16 protein-coding genes are annotated in these 16,116 nt (G+C 64.7%); 13 read left to right on the top strand and 3 right to left on the bottom strand.

Going from position 1 to position 16,116, the window contains the following annotated elements; translation table 11 throughout:
* Positions 1 to 328: 328 nt before the first annotated feature.
* The 3 genes from E8M83_RS10760 to E8M83_RS10770 all read left to right on the top strand — a co-directional run bounded on the left by E8M83_RS10760 (position 329) and on the right by E8M83_RS10770 (position 3,029).
* Positions 329 to 1,099, top strand: a complete 771-nt coding sequence (locus tag E8M83_RS10760; protein ID WP_137173366.1) for an SIMPL domain-containing protein — start codon at positions 329 to 331, stop codon at positions 1,097 to 1,099.
* A gap of 132 nt (positions 1,100 to 1,231) precedes the next feature.
* Entirely contained in the window at positions 1,232 to 2,098 is an 867-nt protein-coding gene (pssA, locus tag E8M83_RS10765; protein ID WP_137173367.1) for a CDP-diacylglycerol--serine O-phosphatidyltransferase, read from the top strand.
* 1 nt (position 2,099) lies between these two features.
* Entirely contained in the window at positions 2,100 to 3,029 is a 930-nt protein-coding gene (locus tag E8M83_RS10770; RefSeq protein ID WP_137173368.1) for an alpha/beta hydrolase, read from the top strand.
* Positions 3,030 to 3,032: 3 nt separating this feature from the next.
* On the opposite strand, the gene E8M83_RS10775 is transcribed toward E8M83_RS10770, so the two are convergent.
* Both E8M83_RS10775 and E8M83_RS10780 read right to left on the bottom strand, forming a co-directional pair.
* Entirely contained in the window at positions 3,033 to 3,518 is a 486-nt protein-coding gene (locus E8M83_RS10775; protein ID WP_137173481.1) for a hypothetical protein, read from the bottom strand.
* A 61-nt stretch (positions 3,519 to 3,579) separates the two neighbouring features.
* Positions 3,580 to 4,074 carry a hypothetical protein gene (locus E8M83_RS10780; protein WP_137173369.1) on the bottom strand — a complete coding sequence of 165 codons (495 nt, stop codon included), beginning with the start codon at positions 4,072 to 4,074 and terminating at the stop codon, positions 3,580 to 3,582.
* A 186-nt stretch (positions 4,075 to 4,260) separates the two neighbouring features.
* On the opposite strand from E8M83_RS10780, the gene rpsO reads away from it, so the two are divergent.
* The 4 genes from rpsO (at position 4,261) to E8M83_RS10800 (ending at position 7,754) form a co-directional block, all read left to right on the top strand.
* Positions 4,261 to 4,530, top strand: coding sequence for a 30S ribosomal protein S15 (gene rpsO, locus E8M83_RS10785; protein WP_137173370.1), 270 nt, complete (start codon positions 4,261 to 4,263; stop codon positions 4,528 to 4,530).
* A gap of 172 nt (positions 4,531 to 4,702) precedes the next feature.
* On the top strand, positions 4,703 to 6,805 hold the full coding sequence (gene pnp / locus E8M83_RS10790) for a polyribonucleotide nucleotidyltransferase (protein ID WP_137173371.1): 2,103 nt from the start codon (positions 4,703 to 4,705) through the stop codon (positions 6,803 to 6,805).
* 155 nt (positions 6,806 to 6,960) lie between these two features.
* Complete coding sequence (locus E8M83_RS10795) at positions 6,961 to 7,371, top strand: hypothetical protein (RefSeq protein ID WP_137173372.1); 411 nt, start codon at positions 6,961 to 6,963, stop codon at positions 7,369 to 7,371.
* A 2-nt stretch (positions 7,372 to 7,373) separates the two neighbouring features.
* A complete protein-coding gene (locus tag E8M83_RS10800; RefSeq protein WP_137173373.1) occupies positions 7,374 to 7,754 on the top strand; it encodes a hypothetical protein in 381 nt (126 codons plus the stop codon).
* Between the two features lie 50 nt (positions 7,755 to 7,804).
* On the opposite strand, the gene E8M83_RS10805 is transcribed toward E8M83_RS10800, so the two are convergent.
* Positions 7,805 to 8,050, bottom strand: coding sequence for a hypothetical protein (locus tag E8M83_RS10805; protein WP_206077447.1), 246 nt, complete (start codon positions 8,048 to 8,050; stop codon positions 7,805 to 7,807).
* Here E8M83_RS10805 and E8M83_RS10810 point away from each other — a divergent pair.
* The 6 genes from E8M83_RS10810 (at position 8,029) to E8M83_RS10835 (ending at position 16,113) form a co-directional block, all read left to right on the top strand.
* Positions 8,029 to 8,910 (top strand): LysR family transcriptional regulator, encoded by an 882-nt coding sequence (locus E8M83_RS10810; RefSeq protein ID WP_137173374.1) that lies wholly within the window; start codon positions 8,029 to 8,031, stop codon positions 8,908 to 8,910. The two genes, E8M83_RS10805 and E8M83_RS10810, sit on opposite strands and share 22 nt — an antisense overlap.
* A gap of 145 nt (positions 8,911 to 9,055) precedes the next feature.
* Positions 9,056 to 9,397, top strand: a complete 342-nt coding sequence (locus tag E8M83_RS10815) for a DUF2946 family protein (protein WP_137173375.1) — start codon at positions 9,056 to 9,058, stop codon at positions 9,395 to 9,397.
* A gap of 81 nt (positions 9,398 to 9,478) precedes the next feature.
* On the top strand, positions 9,479 to 10,714 hold the full coding sequence (locus E8M83_RS10820) for a TolC family protein (RefSeq protein ID WP_137173376.1): 1,236 nt from the start codon (positions 9,479 to 9,481) through the stop codon (positions 10,712 to 10,714).
* Positions 10,711 to 11,901 carry an efflux RND transporter periplasmic adaptor subunit gene (locus E8M83_RS10825; protein WP_137173377.1) on the top strand — a complete coding sequence of 397 codons (1,191 nt, stop codon included), beginning with the start codon at positions 10,711 to 10,713 and terminating at the stop codon, positions 11,899 to 11,901. The genes E8M83_RS10820 and E8M83_RS10825 overlap by 4 nt, the downstream gene beginning before the upstream one ends.
* Before the next feature lie 22 nt (positions 11,902 to 11,923).
* Positions 11,924 to 15,118 carry an efflux RND transporter permease subunit gene (locus tag E8M83_RS10830; RefSeq protein WP_137173482.1) on the top strand — a complete coding sequence of 1,065 codons (3,195 nt, stop codon included), beginning with the start codon at positions 11,924 to 11,926 and terminating at the stop codon, positions 15,116 to 15,118.
* A 128-nt stretch (positions 15,119 to 15,246) separates the two neighbouring features.
* Positions 15,247 to 16,113 (top strand): STAS domain-containing protein, encoded by an 867-nt coding sequence (locus E8M83_RS10835; RefSeq protein WP_137173378.1) that lies wholly within the window; start codon positions 15,247 to 15,249, stop codon positions 16,111 to 16,113.
* Positions 16,114 to 16,116: the final 3 nt, after the last annotated feature.

Below are 16,116 nucleotides of genomic sequence, written 5' to 3' on the forward strand. Positions count from 1 at the left end.
TACAATCAGCAGAGGCTGCATCAAACCCTGGGCTACCAAACGCCAGCCGCCGTCGATGCAGCATTCCGTGTGCTCAAATAGATGTCCGAGAAATCCGGACCACCTCAGGTCTGACATTTGGACACGACCTCGACTGTAAGCGTTGTTATGGCTGGGGTCGTGTCTGAATGTCAGACCTGACCCCGCTGTTATTTGGGCCGGCTGTTACAAATTCGCTTCCAAAGCTACTCAATTGCAACTGTCCATTACAAAATCACGATGGAATCCTTGCGATTGGTATCGTATAAGTGCTGTCAGACATCTGTCGCAACTTATAGGAGAACAATAAATGGCCATTTCGAAATCCCTCGTCGCCGCCGCCCTGGTCCTGGCGTTCAGCGCCGCCCATGCGCAAAGCCTGCCGTCGCCCGCCACCAGCGGCACCATGGTCGTGGTCCCGGCCTTCGGCGAAGTGAAACATGCCAACGACCAGGCAATCATCACCTTCGCCGTCGAAGAGCACGACAAGGACAAGAATGCTGCCGCCGACCGCGTCAACCGCAAGATGAAAGAGGGCACCGAGATCGTGCGCCGCGCCGATCCGAAGGCCGAACTCAAGACGCAAGGCTATTACACCTACCCGGTCTACCCGGAAGTGCCGCCGCAGCCGGTCGGCCGCACGGTCCAGCATCCGGTCAAGCCAGTGCCGATTGCCTGGCGCGTCGGCCAGTACCTGGAAGTCAAGACCACCAACCTGGCCGCGTTGCCGAAGACCGCTGCCGCTGGCCAGAAGGTATTGCAGATCAACGGCGTCAACTTTGGCCTCAGCCCTGAACTCCTGAAGCGCCTGGACGACCAGCGCATCGCCGCCACTTACCAGAATCTGAACGAGCGCATCGTCTCGATCGCCAAGGCCATGGGCCGCCAGCCGACCGACGCCGTGCTCGATACGGTCGACTTCGAAGGCTCGGGCAACTACGCCGGCGACGCTGCTGCTCCGCAAGCCATGATGATGCGCAGCGCCAAGCGCGAGATGGCCGACGAGATGTCGGAACCGAGCTTCGAACCGGGCGAAACCACCCTGCAAATGCGCGTGGTGGGCAAGGTCAAGTTCAAGTAATCGGCGGCATTGTTCAAGTAAGCGCCATGCGATCGCCAGTCGGGTTAGCGTAGTGTTTCGCTAACACGTGTCCCCGCCTCTATAATGTGGGGGAACTGTCGCGCTCGGCGACTTACTTGAATACGATTCCTTATGCCAACCTTTCCACGAAGAAGAACACCAGGGACAACGCCAAAGGGTCCACGATTCTCCCGGCTGAAGAAGCGTTTCGGACGCCGCGCCGAAGACCGCCAGGTCGGAGAGCGCGGCCGTGGCATCTACCTGCTGCCGAACGCCTTCACCACCGCAGCGCTGTTCTGCGGTTTCTACGCCATCGTGATGGCGATGAACCAGCGTTTCGAGCATGCCTGCTGGGCCGTGTTCATCGCCATGATCCTCGATGGCCTGGACGGGCGCATTGCGCGCCTGACCAATACCCAGTCCGAATTCGGCGCGCAGTTCGACAGCCTGGCCGACATGGTCTCGTTCGGCGCCGCGCCGGCGCTGGTGATCTATGAATGGTCGCTGCGCGGCCTGGGCAAGCTGGGCTGGATCGCGGCCTTCATCTATTGCGCCTGCGCCGCGCTCCGCCTGGCGCGCTTCAACACCAATATCCAGGTGGTCGACAAGCGCTTCTTCCAGGGCTTGCCGAGTCCGGCCGCCGCGGCATTGGTGATCGGCTTCATCATGATGATGACCGACCCCGACATCAGCGTCAGCGCGCGCAAGGTCGATTGGGTGTCGTGGTGTATCACCGTGTTCGCCGGCCTGACCATGGTGTCGAACGTGCCGTTCTACAGTTTTAAGGACATCAACTTCAAGAAGTCGGTGCCCTTCATTGCGGTCTTCTTGATCGCACTGGTGCTGGCGTTGCTGGCGATCGACCCGCCCAAGGTACTGTGGCCGATCTTCGTGGTCTATGGCTTGTCGGGCTATGTCGTGTACGTCTGGCAAAAAGCCAAGGGCAAGCCGGTCAGCATCATCCCGCTCGACGACGAGCCGGACGACGTGCGCCGCTAAGATGGCGGTGCGTAGCTGGCGTAAGCGGTCGACGAAGGCGCTGGCCGTCGCCGTGGCGGCGCTGGCCGGCCTGGTCATGGCCGGCGCCCTGAGCGGCTGCTCGCCGCTCACCCTGGTCAACGTGGTGTCGCCGGGCGGAACGGCGCGTTCGGTCGCGACGGCCGCCTTCGGCCCCGACCCGCGCCACGTGCTGTCCATCTACCGGCCGGCATCGGGCGCGAGCAAGGCGCCGGTCATCGTCTTCTTTTACGGCGGCAATTGGGTCAGTGGAGAGCGCGATGATTATGCGTTCGTCGGCCGTTCGCTGGCCAAGCGCGGATTCGTGGTGGTGATTCCCGATTATCGCCTGTATCCGCAGTCCAGCTATCCAGATTTCCTGCACGATGGCGCGCGCGCCCTCGTCTGGACCGAACGCCGGATCGCGGCCTATGGCGGCGATCCGAAACGCCTGTTCGTCATGGGGCATAGCGCGGGCGCCTACAATGCGGCGATGCTGGCACTCGATCCGCGCTGGCTGCGCGAACAGGGCAGCAAGCCCGACATCCTGCGCGGCTGGATCGGCATGGCGGGTCCGTATAACTTCTTGCCCATCGAGAATGAAACCACGCGTCCCGTTTTCCACTATCCCGATACGCCGCGCGACTCGCAACCGGTCGATCACGTCAGGGCCGCGGCGCCCCCGGCACTGCTGATCGCTGCCCGCAACGACACGACGGTGAACCCCGAGCGCAATACCGGCGTGCTCGCGGACAGGCTGCGCAAGGCCGGCGTTCCCGTACGCGAGGAGTACTACGACAACGTCAACCACGCCACCCTGGTCGCCACGCTCTCATCCACGCTGCGCCGCCTGGCGCCCAGCCTGGACACGATCGAGGATTTCGTGCGCAGCGACGGCGGTCGACACACCTCTGCGGCTGCTCCGGCAAGATAAAGCCTAGAAGCCGAAGCGGTCGCGCGGTTCGTACATCGGATCGGGCGCGTTCATTATCTGCCGCACGACGCCTTGCCGGTCGAAGTGGACGTGCATGAGCGAATTCCAGACGCCGGCTTCCTTGTAGCGATAAGACCAGACCTCATAGTCCCTCATGGCGACATGCGAACGCTCGGCGGGGCGGCCGACGGTGCGCAATAGCTGGTCCTTGGTCGCGTGATCGATTTTAATCGTGGCAAATTTCTCGCTCGTGAGCACTTGCTCGTATGAGAGCAGGCGGCCGTCCGGGCCGAGGTGCGCCATCCAGGTGAATTGGCCCATGGGGCCGGTGGCGTATTCGAGGGTACGCGATGCGCCGTCGGCATACACCGCGGTTGGCATCCCCATCTTGGCCTGGATCACATCCTGCGTGTCGCCCGGGTTCGGCGGGGTGCGCATGGCGCATCCCGTCAGCAGCAGGGCGGCGATAAGTGTTGTTAATTTGATCATCATATTCTTGTCGTCGTGGCGGACAAGGCGCTGCACCGGTGCGGTCCAGCGCCTTGTTGCATTACCAGATGCCGCGATCCTGTGGGTTGTACATCGGATCCGATGCATTCATCATCTGGCGCACCACGCCTTGCCCGTCAAAATGAACGTGCATCAATGAATTCCACACGCCGGCTTCCTTGTAACGATATGACCATACCTCATAGTTCTGCATGGCGACCCGGGAATACTCGGCCGGATGGCCGAAGGTGCGCAGGACGTCGTCCTTGGTCGCCTTGTCGATCTTGACTGTAGCAAATTTCTCGCTTGTCAGGACTTGTTCGTAGGAGGTCAGCCGGCCATCCGGGCCGAGGTGCGCCATCCAGGTAAATTGGCCCATGGGGCCGGTGGCATACTCGAGGGTGCGCGCCGCGCCGTCGCTATAGACCGCTGTCGGCGTGCCCAGCTTGGACTGGACCATGTCTTGCGAGTCGCCGGGAGCCGGCGGCGGGCCCATGGCGCAGCCGGCCAGCAGCAGGGCAACGATCGGCGTTGATAATGTGATTATCTTGTTCATGTTTGTCACCTGTGTCGAGCTTGCCAGCAAGCGGTAGTCCTGTCCAATCGCCGAAGGAGGATATCAAACACTGGTTCGAGCCGGCGTTTTGCACTATACTGGCGGGTCTGTCCAATCCGGACAGGTATTTGATAACTCACGGTGCCTGGGGTTCCGACTCTTGCACCGCATGTGAAAGGTAACATCATGTCGGTCGAAAACATCAACAAAGCCGCAATCATCGCGGACAACGCTCGTGGCGAAAAAGACACCGGTTCCCCAGAAGTGCAAGTTGCACTGCTGACCGCGCGCATCAACGACCTGAACGGTCACTTCAAAGAGCACAAGAAGGATCACCACTCGCGCCGCGGCCTGATCATGATGGTCAACCGTCGTAAGAGCCTGCTGGCCTACCTGAAGAACAAAGACCTGAACCGTTACCGCGATCTGATCTCGAAACTGGGCCTGCGTAAGTAATTGCAAGCTTGCTTCAGACGGTTTAGTCAAAAAATGCCTGCGCCAGGAATCTAGCGCGGGCATTTTTCGTTTTTGCGGTTTGTTTTTGCTGTAAAGGTTGCTAAGGCAACCCGTGGTGAGAGGTGAACGACAGCTCCTGAAAATCTGTCGGCAAAATGAAAGGGATTACCCAATGTTTAATAAAGTTACGAAAACCTTCCAGTACGGTCAACACACGGTCACCCTGGAGACGGGTGAAATCGCGCGCCAGGCAAGCGGCGCCGTCGTCGTGTCGGTCGAGGATACCGTCATCCTGGCAACCGTGGTTGCCCGCAAGGACGCCAAGCCGGGCCAGGATTTCTTCCCGCTGACCGTCGACTACATGGAGAAAACGTACGCTGCGGGTAAGATCCCTGGCGGTTTCTTCAAGCGCGAAGGCCGTCCTTCCGAAAAAGAAACGCTGACTTCGCGCCTGATCGACCGTCCGATCCGTCCGCTGTTCCCGGAAGGCTACCTGAACGAAGTCCAGGTCATCATCCACGTGCTGTCGGTCAACCCTGAAATCGATCCGGACATCCCTGCGATGATCGGCGCTTCGGCCGCCCTGTGCATCGCCGGCATCCCGTTCGCCGGCCCGATCGGCGCCGCACGCGTCGGCTACGCCAACGGCCAGTACATCCTGAACCCGACCACCACCGAGCTGAAAACCTCGCAGATGGACCTGGTCGTGGCCGGCACCGAAGGCGCCGTCCTGATGGTCGAATCGGAAGCCAAGCAACTGTCCGAAGAAGTCATGCTCGGCGCGGTCGTGTTCGGCCACGAGCAAATGAAAGTCGTGATCGACGCGATCCACGACCTGGTCGCCGAAGGCGGCAAGCCGGAAGTCGAATGGGCGCCGGCGCCAAAGAACGAAGAACTCATCGCCCGCATCGGCGAACTGGCCGGCGCCAAGGTCCGCGATGCGTACCAGACCCGCGAAAAATCGGCGCGCCAGCAAAAGCTGAAGTCGCTGTCGAGCGAAGTGATGGCCGAGCTGTCGGCGCAGGGCGTCGCAGCTGACGCCGGCGACGTCGGCAACATCCTGTTCGACATGGAAGCCAAGGTCGTGCGTTCGCAGATCCTGGACGGCGAGCCACGTATCGACGGCCGCGACACCCGCACCGTGCGTCCGATCTCGATCCGTTCGAGCGTCCTGCCACGCACCCACGGCTCGGCCCTGTTCACCCGCGGCGAGACCCAGGCACTCGTGGTCGCCACCCTCGGCACGGCCCGCGACAGCCAGAAGATCGACGCGCTGATGGGCGAGTACACCGACGACTTCATGATGCACTACAACATGCCTCCGTTCGCCACCGGCGAAACCGGTCGCGTGGGCACCCCGAAGCGTCGCGAAGTCGGCCACGGCCGCCTGGCCAAGCGCGCGCTGGTCGCCGCACTGCCCAACCCTGAAGATTTCAGCTACTCGGTGCGTCTGGTCTCGGAAATCACCGAGTCGAACGGTTCGTCGTCGATGGCGTCGGTCTGCGGCGGCTGCCTGGCGCTGATGGACGCCGGCGTGCCGATGAAAGCGCACGTGGCGGGCATCGCCATGGGCCTGATCAAGGAAGGCGGCAAGTTCGCCGTCCTGACCGACATCCTGGGCGACGAAGATCACCTGGGCGACATGGACTTCAAGGTCGCCGGCACCGCGCAGGGCATCACCGCGCTGCAGATGGACATCAAGATCCAGGGCATCACCAAGGAAATCATGCAGGTGGCGCTGGCCCAGGCTAAAGACGGCCGCCAGCACATCCTGGCCGAGATGCAGAAGGCCATGCCGACCGTGAAGACCGAGCTGTCGGACTTCGCACCGCGCCTGATCACCATCCGCATCAACCCTGAGAAGATCCGTGACGTGATCGGCAAGGGCGGCGCCGTCATCCGCGCGCTGACCGAAGAAACCGGCACCCAGATCGACATCACCGACGAAGGCATCGTGACCATCGCGTCGGTCGACGCCGCCGCCGGCCAGGAAGCCAAGCGCCGCATCGAAGAGCTGACCGCATCGGTCGAAGTGGGCAAGACCTACGACGGCACCGTGTTGAAGCTGCTGGACTTCGGCGCGATCGTGCAAGTCATGCCTGGCAAAGACGGCCTGCTGCACATCTCGCAGATCGCCAACGAGCGTGTCAACGCCGTTGCCGACTACCTGAAAGAAGGCCAGCAAGTGCGCGTGAAGGTTCTCGAGACCGACGAGCGTGGTCGTCTGAAGCTGTCGATGAAGGCGGCTGATCCGGTGGAAGGCGCGGCGCAGTAATTTTGCGTCTGCAGCGCTTCGCCGCTGAATGAAAAAACCGCCAGAGCGTGAGCCTGGCGGTTTTTTTATGGGGGTTCAGATATTGCGCAAGCCCAATCCGTGACATGCGGACCCGAGAATAATGGAGCCCGACTCGTCATCCTCTCGGAGAAATAATGCCTATACAGTCAGCGCTTGCATTATTCAATCAGCTCACCGAACAAGAGCGGGCTTATCTGCGATCGCATCCGCATCATGTTCCTGTCATCATGAGAGCGCGCGAATTCGCGCAGAGCGAGGCTAAGCGGCTGTTTGCGATCAGCGGCCACAACGACAATTCGGGTGCTTTTCGCCATTGCTTGTGGTTTGCCCAGTTGGCACGCGATATTGGCATCACCAATGCGCGCCTCTACACGACGGCGCATGAATCGTCTCCCAGAAACCCGCCGAGAGAACGTGCGATGGATTTGCATAACAATAGTGTCGGCTTGAATATCGGCACGACGAAGCAATCGAACGAAGCGCTCAGCAGGCGTTGCATGGCAGCGCTGAAAATTGGCCTGCTCAAGACTCTGCAGGTGAAATAACGATGCGAATCTTCGCCGCCCTCGTGATGACCATCCTTTGTCTGCAGGGATGCACGCAAAGGTCAGTGGAAGAACAAAGCCGGGCGTTCGGCAACGACGAGTTCACGCCGACGGCGTGGGCTGCCGCCGATCAACTGGGGCGAGGCCGGATGCTGGCTTCCTTCCTGCGCCAGCACCCGGTGAAAGAACTCAATGCAGACCAAGTCAGGGCACTGCTGGGCCTATCGACGGGGTATGCCGATTATGACGAGAATCTCGCCTATTTCGTTGGGCCGTCCACTGTCGAAAGTGAATACGGCAAGGGGTATTTGCTGATATTCGTCACGGACAAGAAGACAGGCCGTATTCAACAACTGCGATTAGTCCCGTCCGTCAAGGAGTGACTGGCGACGTGCGAGTTTGGACGCGGGTCCATCTCACAGGACCTGCGTCGTCATGCGTCGAGATCCGCACTCAGGGCCAGGTCCTTCTGCGCTGTCAATCGCGCCAGGCGATCGGTCAGCGCGCAGTGGATCGATTCGTAGGCAGTGGACCCCAGTGCAATGCGCCGCCGCGCCGGCGCCTGGTCGGCCGAATCGATCATGATCTCCACCATCCGCACCGGATCACCGGTCAGCTTGAAACTGCCATCGGCCAGCGCGCGCCGCACCCCGCCCGATGGCGTGTCGGCATATTCCACCCATCGCCAATCGCCGCAGCTTTCGCAAGGCGGCGGACGAACTCGGCGTCTCGCCTTCGACCCTGAGCCATATGATGCGGGTAATGGAAGAAAAGCTCGGCGTGCGCCTGCTTTACCGCACCACGCGCAGCGTGGCGCCGACCGAGGCCGGCGAACACTTCCTGCGCCGGATCGAGCCGGTGCTGCGCGAACTGGGCGCCACGCTCGAAGACGTCAGCGGCTTTCGCGGGCGGCCGGGCGGTTCGCTGCGCATCAACACTGCCGAACCGACGGCGCGCTGGCTGCTGCAGCATGCGGTACCGGTGTTCCAGGAGCGTTATCCGGACGTCTCGCTCGACCTGTTCGTCGAGAACGGCCTGGTCGACATCGTCGCCGGCGGCTTCGATGCGGGCGTGCGCCTGCTGGAGGCGGTGCCGCAAGACATGCACGTCGCCCCCTTCGGCGCGCCGGTCTGCTTCATGCCGGTGGCCTCGCCGGCCTATCTGAAAGCACACGGCACGCCGCAAGTCCCGGACGACCTGCAACGGCACCAGTGCATCCGCATGCGCATGCAGAGCGGGAAGATATACCGCTGGGAGTTCGCGCGCCATGGCGAGGCTTTCGCGCTCGACGTCCGCGGCACGCTCATCCTGAACCAGGTCGGACTGATGGCCGAGGCGGCCCTTGCGGGACGCGGTATCGCCTACGTCCCGGACACCACCGTGCGCGACCATTTGCAGGATGGGCGCCTGGTGCCCTTGCTGCAGGATTGGTGCCAGCCCTCGTCCGAGCTGGCGCTGTACTATCCCGGCCATCGCCATGTGCCGGCGGCGCTGCGCGCCTTTATCGGGGTGCTGCAGGAGGTGTACGCAGCAAAGTGAGTCCCGGACCGAAGCCCTTACGCGACGTGCGGGATTCGGCCAAACGCCACGATTGTGCTTGACCCTGTAGCGGCTAGAGGGTATTTAATAGCTGGTAGAAAAAAATGGCCGACCGGTCGTGCGCTACCCCAACCTTGCTGACGCGATGCGACGCTTTTTCCTGATCCTGCTGCTCTTCATGATGCCACTCCAGGCTGCCTGGGCCGCCGGCGCAGCCTATTGCGGTCATGACGAACAGACCACGCATCCGGGTCACCACGTCCACAAGCATGCGCCGTCCACCGCCCAGGACCAGGACGATGACGCACCGGGCGAGCAATGCAACGATTGCGACGCCTGCCACCACCTGTCGGCCAGCGCCGTCCTGTCGGCGCAACCGAACCTGCCGCTCCCCAAGGGCGCCCCGCATATGCGCGGCGAATTGCGGCGCTACGTCTCCCACGTCCCTGACCTGATCCCTCCGCCAGACCGGCCGCTCCGCAGCTAGGGCGGCGGGCATCTCAATGTAAGGCGCTGCACTGCGGCGCCAGCATTCCCCGCCGAACATCCACCTGTTCGGAGCATCATCATGAAACACCGTTTGACACCGCTGCTGGCGGCGCTCGCGCTCGCCTGCGCATGCCTGCCTGTGGCGGCTTGGTCGGCGCCCTTGACCCTGGAAGCGGCCATCGACCTGGCCCTGCGCGCCAATCCGACGCTACGCGCGGCCGGCAGCGAAGTGGCGGCGCAATCGGGCGCGCTCACCCAGGCCGGGGCGCTGCCCAATCCGGAACTCGAATTCCTGCGCGAAGGCGAGCAGGGCGACAACCGCACCACGACCGCCACCCTGACCATCCCGATCGAACTGGGCGGCAAGCGCGCGGCGCGGGTCGATGCGGCGCGCCAGGAACAGCGCCTGGCAGCGATCGCACTGGAGGCGGCGCGCGACCGGCTACGCGCCGACACCGCCGCCGCCTTCCATGAGGTACTGGCCGCGCACGAGCGCGAACGCATGGCCCAGGAGCTCGTGGGCCTGGCCGGCCGCGCCCTGGCTGCCGCCGGCAAGCGGGTCGAGGCCGGCACCCTGTCGCCGGTCGAGCAAACCCGCGCCCGCGTGGCCCAGGGCAGCGCCCGGATCGAGGCGTTGCAGGCGGCGCGCGACCTCGAGGCTGCGCGCATCCGCCTGGCCGCGCTGTGGGCCGGCGACGCGCGCGCGCTGGAGATCGTCGCGCCGCAAGCCGCCGTGTTGCCACCGGCGCCGTCGCTCGACAAGCTGCTGGCCCGGCTCGACTCTTCGCCCGCGATGCGCCATGCGCGCCTTCAAGTGGACCATCGCCAGGCGCTGGCCCGCGTGGAGCAGAGCCGGCGCGTGCCGGACGTGAACGTGATCGTCGGCACCCAGCGCGAGGGGCCCGATGCCCGCAACCGCGCGGTGCTCGGCCTGTCGGTGCCGCTGCCGCTGTTCAACCGCAACGACGGCGCGGTACGCGATGCGCTGCGCCGGGTCGACAAGGCGCGCGATGAACGAGATGCCGAAGGCGCGCGCCTGCGCGCCGAGCTGGCGCAGGCCCATGCGCGTCTCACGGCGGCGCTGGCCGAATGCGCGCTGATCTCGACCGAGATCCTGCCCGGCGCCGAAGACGCCCAGCGCGCCGCCAACCGCGGCTTCGAGCTCGGCAAGTTCGGCCTGATCGACGTGCTCGACGCCCAGCGCGTGCTGGCGCAATCGAAGAACCAATACCTGAATGCCGTCGCGGAGAGTCATCGCGCGGCGGCCGATATCGCACGGCTGCTGGGACATGCAGCCGTGCAGGAGAATCCATGAACAAGCAACAAACCAGGGTCATCGCCGTCATGCTGGCGATCGCCATCGCATTCGCCGCCATCGTGCTGGTGCGCGACCGCGGCGCCAGTAGCGGCGACGAACACGGCCACCAGGAAGAACAGGAACACGCCGGCGAACATGGCGCAGAAGGCCATGACGACGACGGCGTGATCCGCTTCACCGACAAGCAGGTCGGCGTGGCCGGCATCACGATCGCCACCGCCGGACCGGTCCACCTGGACACCTTCATCCGCATGCCGGGCCAGATCGCGCTCAACGAGGACCGCACCGCCCACGTGACGCCGCGCGCCGCCGGGGCGGTCAGCGAGGTCAACGCCACGCTCGGCCAGCAGGTCCGCAAGGACCAGGTGTTGGCCAGCGTCGCCAGCGCCGACGTGGCGGGCCAGCGCGGCGCGCTGGCGGCGGCCGAGCGCCGGCTGGACTACGCGCGCAAGGTCCACGCGGCCGAGAAAACGCTGTGGGAAGAACAGATCTCGGCGCGCCAGGACTTGCTGCGCGCCGAGCAGGAACTGCGCGAAGCGGAGATCGCCGTGCAGAGCGCGCGCCAGCAGTTGCAGGCGCTCGGCGCACGCGACGCCGGCTCGTCGAACCTGTTGCGGATCCGGGCGCCGTTCGACGGCGTCATCGTCGAGAAGCACATCACGATGGGCGAAGTCGTCGGCGCCGATACGCGCGTGTTCACCCTCACTGACCTGTCGACCGTTTGGGCCGACGTGGTGGTGCCGGCGCGCGACCTGGACATCGTCCGGGTCGGCACCGATGCCGTGATCCGCTCGATCTCGTCCAATACCACGGCGCCGGGAAAGGTGTCGTATGTGAGTTCGCTGGTGGGCGAGGAATCGCGCTCGGCCAAGGCGCGCGTGGTGCTCGATAATCCCGGCGCGGCCTGGCGTCCGGGTCTGGCCGTGAATATCGACATCGTCACCGGCTCCAGCGATGTGCCGGTGGCGGTGGCGGTTGATGCGATCCAGACGGCCGACGGGCGCCAGGTCGTCTACAAGCGGGTCAGGGAAGGCTTTGTCGCGCAGCCGGTCGCCACCGGCCGCTCGGACGGCCGTTTCGTCGAGGTCACGGCCGGCCTGGTTGCCGGCGACGCTTATGCGGCCGCCGGCAGCTTCGCCGTCAAGGCCGAGCAGGGCAAGGGAGAGGGAAGCCATGAGCACTGATACTCCGACCGAACCCGCGACCCTGTTCGACCGCCTGATCGCCACCGCGATCGCGCGCCGCTGGCTGGTGATGCTGGCCGTGCTGGCGCTGGCCGGCATCGGCGTCTATAACTACGGCCGCCTGCCGATCGACGCGGTGCCGGATGTGACCAATGTGCAGGTCCAGATCAATACCGCGGCGCCGGGCTACTCGCCGCTCGAGACCGAGCAGCGCATCACCTATCCGGTCGAGGCGGTGCTGTCCGGCCTGCCGCATCTCGAACAGTTCCGCTCCCTGTCGCGCTACGGCCTGTCGCAGGTGACGGTCGTGTTCGAGGAGGGCACCGACATCCAGTTCGCGCGCCAGCTGGTCAGCCAGCGCCTGCAGGACGCGCGCGAGGGGTTGCCCGCCGGCGTCGTCCCGACCCTGGGGCCGATCGCGACCGGCCTGTCCGAGATCTACCAGTGGACGGTGGAGACCGAGCCGGGCGCCAGGAAGCCGGACGGCACGGCCTACACGCCGACCGACTTGCGCGAGATCCAGGACTGGATCATCAAGCCGCAGCTGCGCACCGTGCCCGGCGTCACCGAGATCAATTCGATCGGCGGCTTCGACAAGGAATACCTGGTGGCCCCGAACACGGCCACCTTGTCGTCGTATGGTCTCGAGCTGGCCGACATCGTGCTTGCGCTGGAGCGCAACAACAGCAATGTCGGCGCCGGCTATATCGAGCGCGAAGGCGAGCAATACCTGGTGCGTGCGCCGGGCCAGGCCGCGTCCATCGACGACATCGGCAATATCGTCGTCACCAGCATCCGCGGCATCCCGGTGCGGGTGCGCGACGTGGCCGAGGTGGCGATCGGGCAGGAGCTGCGCACCGGCGCCGCCACCGAGAATGGCGTCGAGGTAGTGCTCGGCACCGTCGTCATGCTGATCGGTGAAAACAGCCGCGCGGTGTCGAAGGCGGTCGACGCGCGCATGCTCGAGATCAACCGCGGCCTGCCGAAGGGCGTCAAGGCGGTCACGGTCTACGATCGCACGGTGCTGGTCGAGCGGGCCATCGCCACGGTACGCAAGAACCTGGTCGAGGGCGCGATCCTGGTGGTGGCGGTGCTGTTCTTCTTTTTGGGGAACCTGCGCGCCGCGCTGATCACCGCGATGGTGATTCCGCTGTCGATGCTGTTCACCTTCAGCGGCATGGTGGCTAACCAAGTCAGCGCCAACCTGCTCAGCCTGGGGGCGCTGGACTTCGGCATCATCGTCGACGGCGCGGTGGTGATCGTCGAGAACTGCGTGCGGCGCCTGGCCGCGGCCCAGCACCGGCTGGGCCGCATCCTCACGCGCGAGGAGCGCTTTGCCGAAGTGTTCGAGGCTGCGCGCGAAGCGCGGCGTCCGCTGATCTACGGCCAGCTGATCATCATGATCGTCTACCTGCCGATCTTTGCGCTCACCGGCATCGAAGGCAAGATGTTCCACCCGATGGCCTTTACGGTGGTGTTCGCGCTGCTGGGCGCGATGATCCTGTCGGTGACCTTCGTGCCGGCCGCCGTGGCGCTGTTCATCGGCCGCTCGGTCGAGGAAAAGGAGAGCCGCGTGATGGGGGCGGCGCGCCGCTGGTATGCGCCGGCGCTGGACTATGCGCTCGCCAATCGCGCCGTGATGCTGGTGTTCGCCGGCCTGGTGATCGCCCTGGCGGGGCTGATGGCCACGCGCCTGGGCACCGAATTCGCGCCCAACCTCGACGAGGGCGACATGGCGGTGCTGACGATGCGCGTGCCGGGCACCAGCCTGTCGCAGTCGGTCAGGATGCAGCAGCAGATCGAGGCCACCCTGATGCGCGAATTCCCCGAGATCGCGCGCGTGTTCGCCCGCATCGGCACCGCCGAAATCGCGTCCGATCCGATGCCGCCCAACGTCGCCGACAGCTACATCATCTTCAAGCCCGAGAAGGAGTGGCCCAGGCCACGGCGTTCGCGCGCCCAGGTCGAAAGCGCGATCCGCACGACACTGGAGGGCCTGCCCGGCAATAACTACGAATTCAGCCAGCCGATCCAGCTGCGCGTGAACGAACTGATCTCTGGCGTGCGCAGCGACGCGGCCGTGAAACTGTTCGGCGACGACCTGGCCGTGCTGGAGGCCAGCGCCAACCAGATCGCCGCCGTGCTGCGCCGCGTGCCCGGCGCCAACGAAGTCCAGGTGGAGCAGACCAGCGGCCTGCCGGTGCTGCAGATCCGGGTCGACCGCGAACGCGCCGCGCGCATGGGCCTGAACATCGGCGACGTGCAGGAGATGATCGCCACCGCCACCGCGGGCCGCGCGGCCGGCACGCTGTTCGAGGGCGACCGCCGCTTCGACATCGTGGTGCGCCTGCCGGAAGCCGTGCGCGGCGACATCGACGCGCTGCGCCGGCTGCCGGTGGCGCTGCCCGCGGGCGAGGGACGGGCGGCAGGCGCGCGCAGTTTCATCGCCCTGGGCGAGATCGCGACCTTCGAGGTGGCGCCGGGCCCCAACCAGCTCAGTCGCGAGCAGGGCAAGCGCCGGGTGGTGGTCAGCGCCAATGTGCGCGGGCGCGACATCGGTTCCTTCGTCGCCGAGGCCCGGCAGCGCATCGCCAGCGAGGTACGCATCGCGCCCGGCTACTGGACCGCCTGGGGCGGCCAGTTCGAGCACCTGACGCAGGCCGCCGAGCGCCTGCGCCTGATCGTGCCGGCTTCGCTGCTGCTGGTGTTCGTCCTGCTTTACCTGGTATTTAACAATGTGCGCGACGGCTTGCTGGTGTTTACCGGCATCCCGTTCGCCCTGGCCGGCGGCGTGGCGGCCTTGTGGGCGCGCGGGATTCCGCTGTCGATCTCGGCCGCGGTCGGCTTCATCGCCCTGTCCGGCGTGGCGGTGCTCAACGGCCTGGTGCTGATCGCGTTCATCCGCAGCCTGCGCCAGGAAGGCCTGCCGGTAGCGGAGGCGGTGCGCCAGGGCGCGCTGGCGCGCCTGCGGCCGGTCTTGATGACGGCGCTGGTCGCCTCGCTCGGCTTCGTGCCGATGGCGCTGGCGGTCGGCACCGGGGCCGAGGTCCAGCGGCCACTGGCCACGGTAGTGATCGGCGGCGTGCTGTCGTCGACCGTGCTGACCCTGCTTTTGTTGCCACTTTTGTATGAATGGGCGCATCGGGAACGACCCGCCCACCCATTTTTGCCACGTGTGCGGACGTTTTTTCACGGAGACAGCAAAAATATCCCATAGACAACCGTGCGCCGCAGATTGCTCTAAATGAAAATGGTATAGTTGGATGTTTAACAGAATTTTGTCCGCGCCGGCGACGGAAACGCAGTCAGGCGCGGCGCCAATTACCATTTCTAGGGATAAGACAGATGAGCATGAAGGATTACGCGGATCGCATCAGCCAGACAATCCTGGACCAGGAGACCGTCATCGGCGCCGAATGGCTGGCCCAGCTCGAAGCGCTGCTCGTGCGCAGCAATGCCGCGGCGCGCGAGCAGTTGCGCTCGCACTGCAACCAGTTCCTGAAAGCCTTCGCCGCTGCCACCCGCAGCGGTGAACTCGAGAACATCGACCATCGCTCCTGGGACGAAGTGCGCGACCTGCTGGCCGAGATCTCGTCGACCCGTGCCAAGGCCGGCTCGACCCCGAGCGAGACCGCCATCTTCGTGTTCTCGCTCAAGCAGCCGCTGTTCAGTCGCCTGCAGGCGGCGTTCGCGGCCGATCCGGCGGGGCTGGCCGCGGCATCCTGGACCATCACCAACCTGCTCGACAAGCTGGGCCTGTACACGATCGAGGTGTTCCAGAAGACCAAGGACCAGATCATCGTGCGCCAGCAGCAGGAACTGCTCGAGCTGTCCACGCCGGTGGTCAAGCTGTGGAACGGCATCCTGGCGCTGCCGCTGATCGGCACCCTGGACTCGGCCCGCACCCAGGTGGTGATGGAAAACATCCTGCAGAAGATCGTCGATACCGGCGCCGTGATCGCCATCATCGACATCACCGGCGTGCCGACCGTCGACACCCTGGTGGCGCAGCACCTGATGAAGACCATCGCCGCCGCGCGCCTGATGGGCGCCGACTGCATCATCAGCGGCATCCGTCCGCAGATCGCGCAGACCATCGTGCACCTGGGCGTGAACCTGGAAGATGTGATCACCAAGGCCACGCTGGCCGACGCTTTCCTGGTGGCGCTCGAGCGCACCGGCGCCTCGATCAGCATCAAGAACGCTGCCTGAGGA

The sequence above is a fragment of the Massilia sp. HP4 genome, from assembly GCF_005222695.1.
In the GTDB taxonomy this organism is placed as follows: domain Bacteria; phylum Pseudomonadota; class Gammaproteobacteria; order Burkholderiales; family Burkholderiaceae_D; genus Telluria.

Coding starts and splice junctions, on each gene's coding strand:
- E8M83_RS10825 (WP_137173377.1), top strand. CDS start 10,711: ATGAACAAGCAACAAACCAGGGTCATCGCCGTCATGCTGGCGATCGCC.
- pnp (WP_137173371.1), top strand. CDS start 4,703: ATGTTTAATAAAGTTACGAAAACCTTCCAGTACGGTCAACACACGGTC.
- E8M83_RS10815 (WP_137173375.1), top strand. CDS start 9,056: ATGCGACGCTTTTTCCTGATCCTGCTGCTCTTCATGATGCCACTCCAG.
- E8M83_RS10835 (WP_137173378.1), top strand. CDS start 15,247: ATGAGCATGAAGGATTACGCGGATCGCATCAGCCAGACAATCCTGGAC.
- E8M83_RS10760 (WP_137173366.1), top strand. CDS start 329: ATGGCCATTTCGAAATCCCTCGTCGCCGCCGCCCTGGTCCTGGCGTTC.
- E8M83_RS10775 (WP_137173481.1), bottom strand. CDS start 3,518: ATGATCAAATTAACAACACTTATCGCCGCCCTGCTGCTGACGGGATGC.
- pssA (WP_137173367.1), top strand. CDS start 1,232: ATGCCAACCTTTCCACGAAGAAGAACACCAGGGACAACGCCAAAGGGT.
- E8M83_RS10795 (WP_137173372.1), top strand. CDS start 6,961: ATGCCTATACAGTCAGCGCTTGCATTATTCAATCAGCTCACCGAACAA.
- E8M83_RS10820 (WP_137173376.1), top strand. CDS start 9,479: ATGAAACACCGTTTGACACCGCTGCTGGCGGCGCTCGCGCTCGCCTGC.
- E8M83_RS10770 (WP_137173368.1), top strand. CDS start 2,100: ATGGCGGTGCGTAGCTGGCGTAAGCGGTCGACGAAGGCGCTGGCCGTC.
- E8M83_RS10800 (WP_137173373.1), top strand. CDS start 7,374: ATGCGAATCTTCGCCGCCCTCGTGATGACCATCCTTTGTCTGCAGGGA.
- E8M83_RS10780 (WP_137173369.1), bottom strand. CDS start 4,074: ATGAACAAGATAATCACATTATCAACGCCGATCGTTGCCCTGCTGCTG.
- rpsO (WP_137173370.1), top strand. CDS start 4,261: ATGTCGGTCGAAAACATCAACAAAGCCGCAATCATCGCGGACAACGCT.
- E8M83_RS10810 (WP_137173374.1), top strand. CDS start 8,029: ATGGCGTGTCGGCATATTCCACCCATCGCCAATCGCCGCAGCTTTCGC.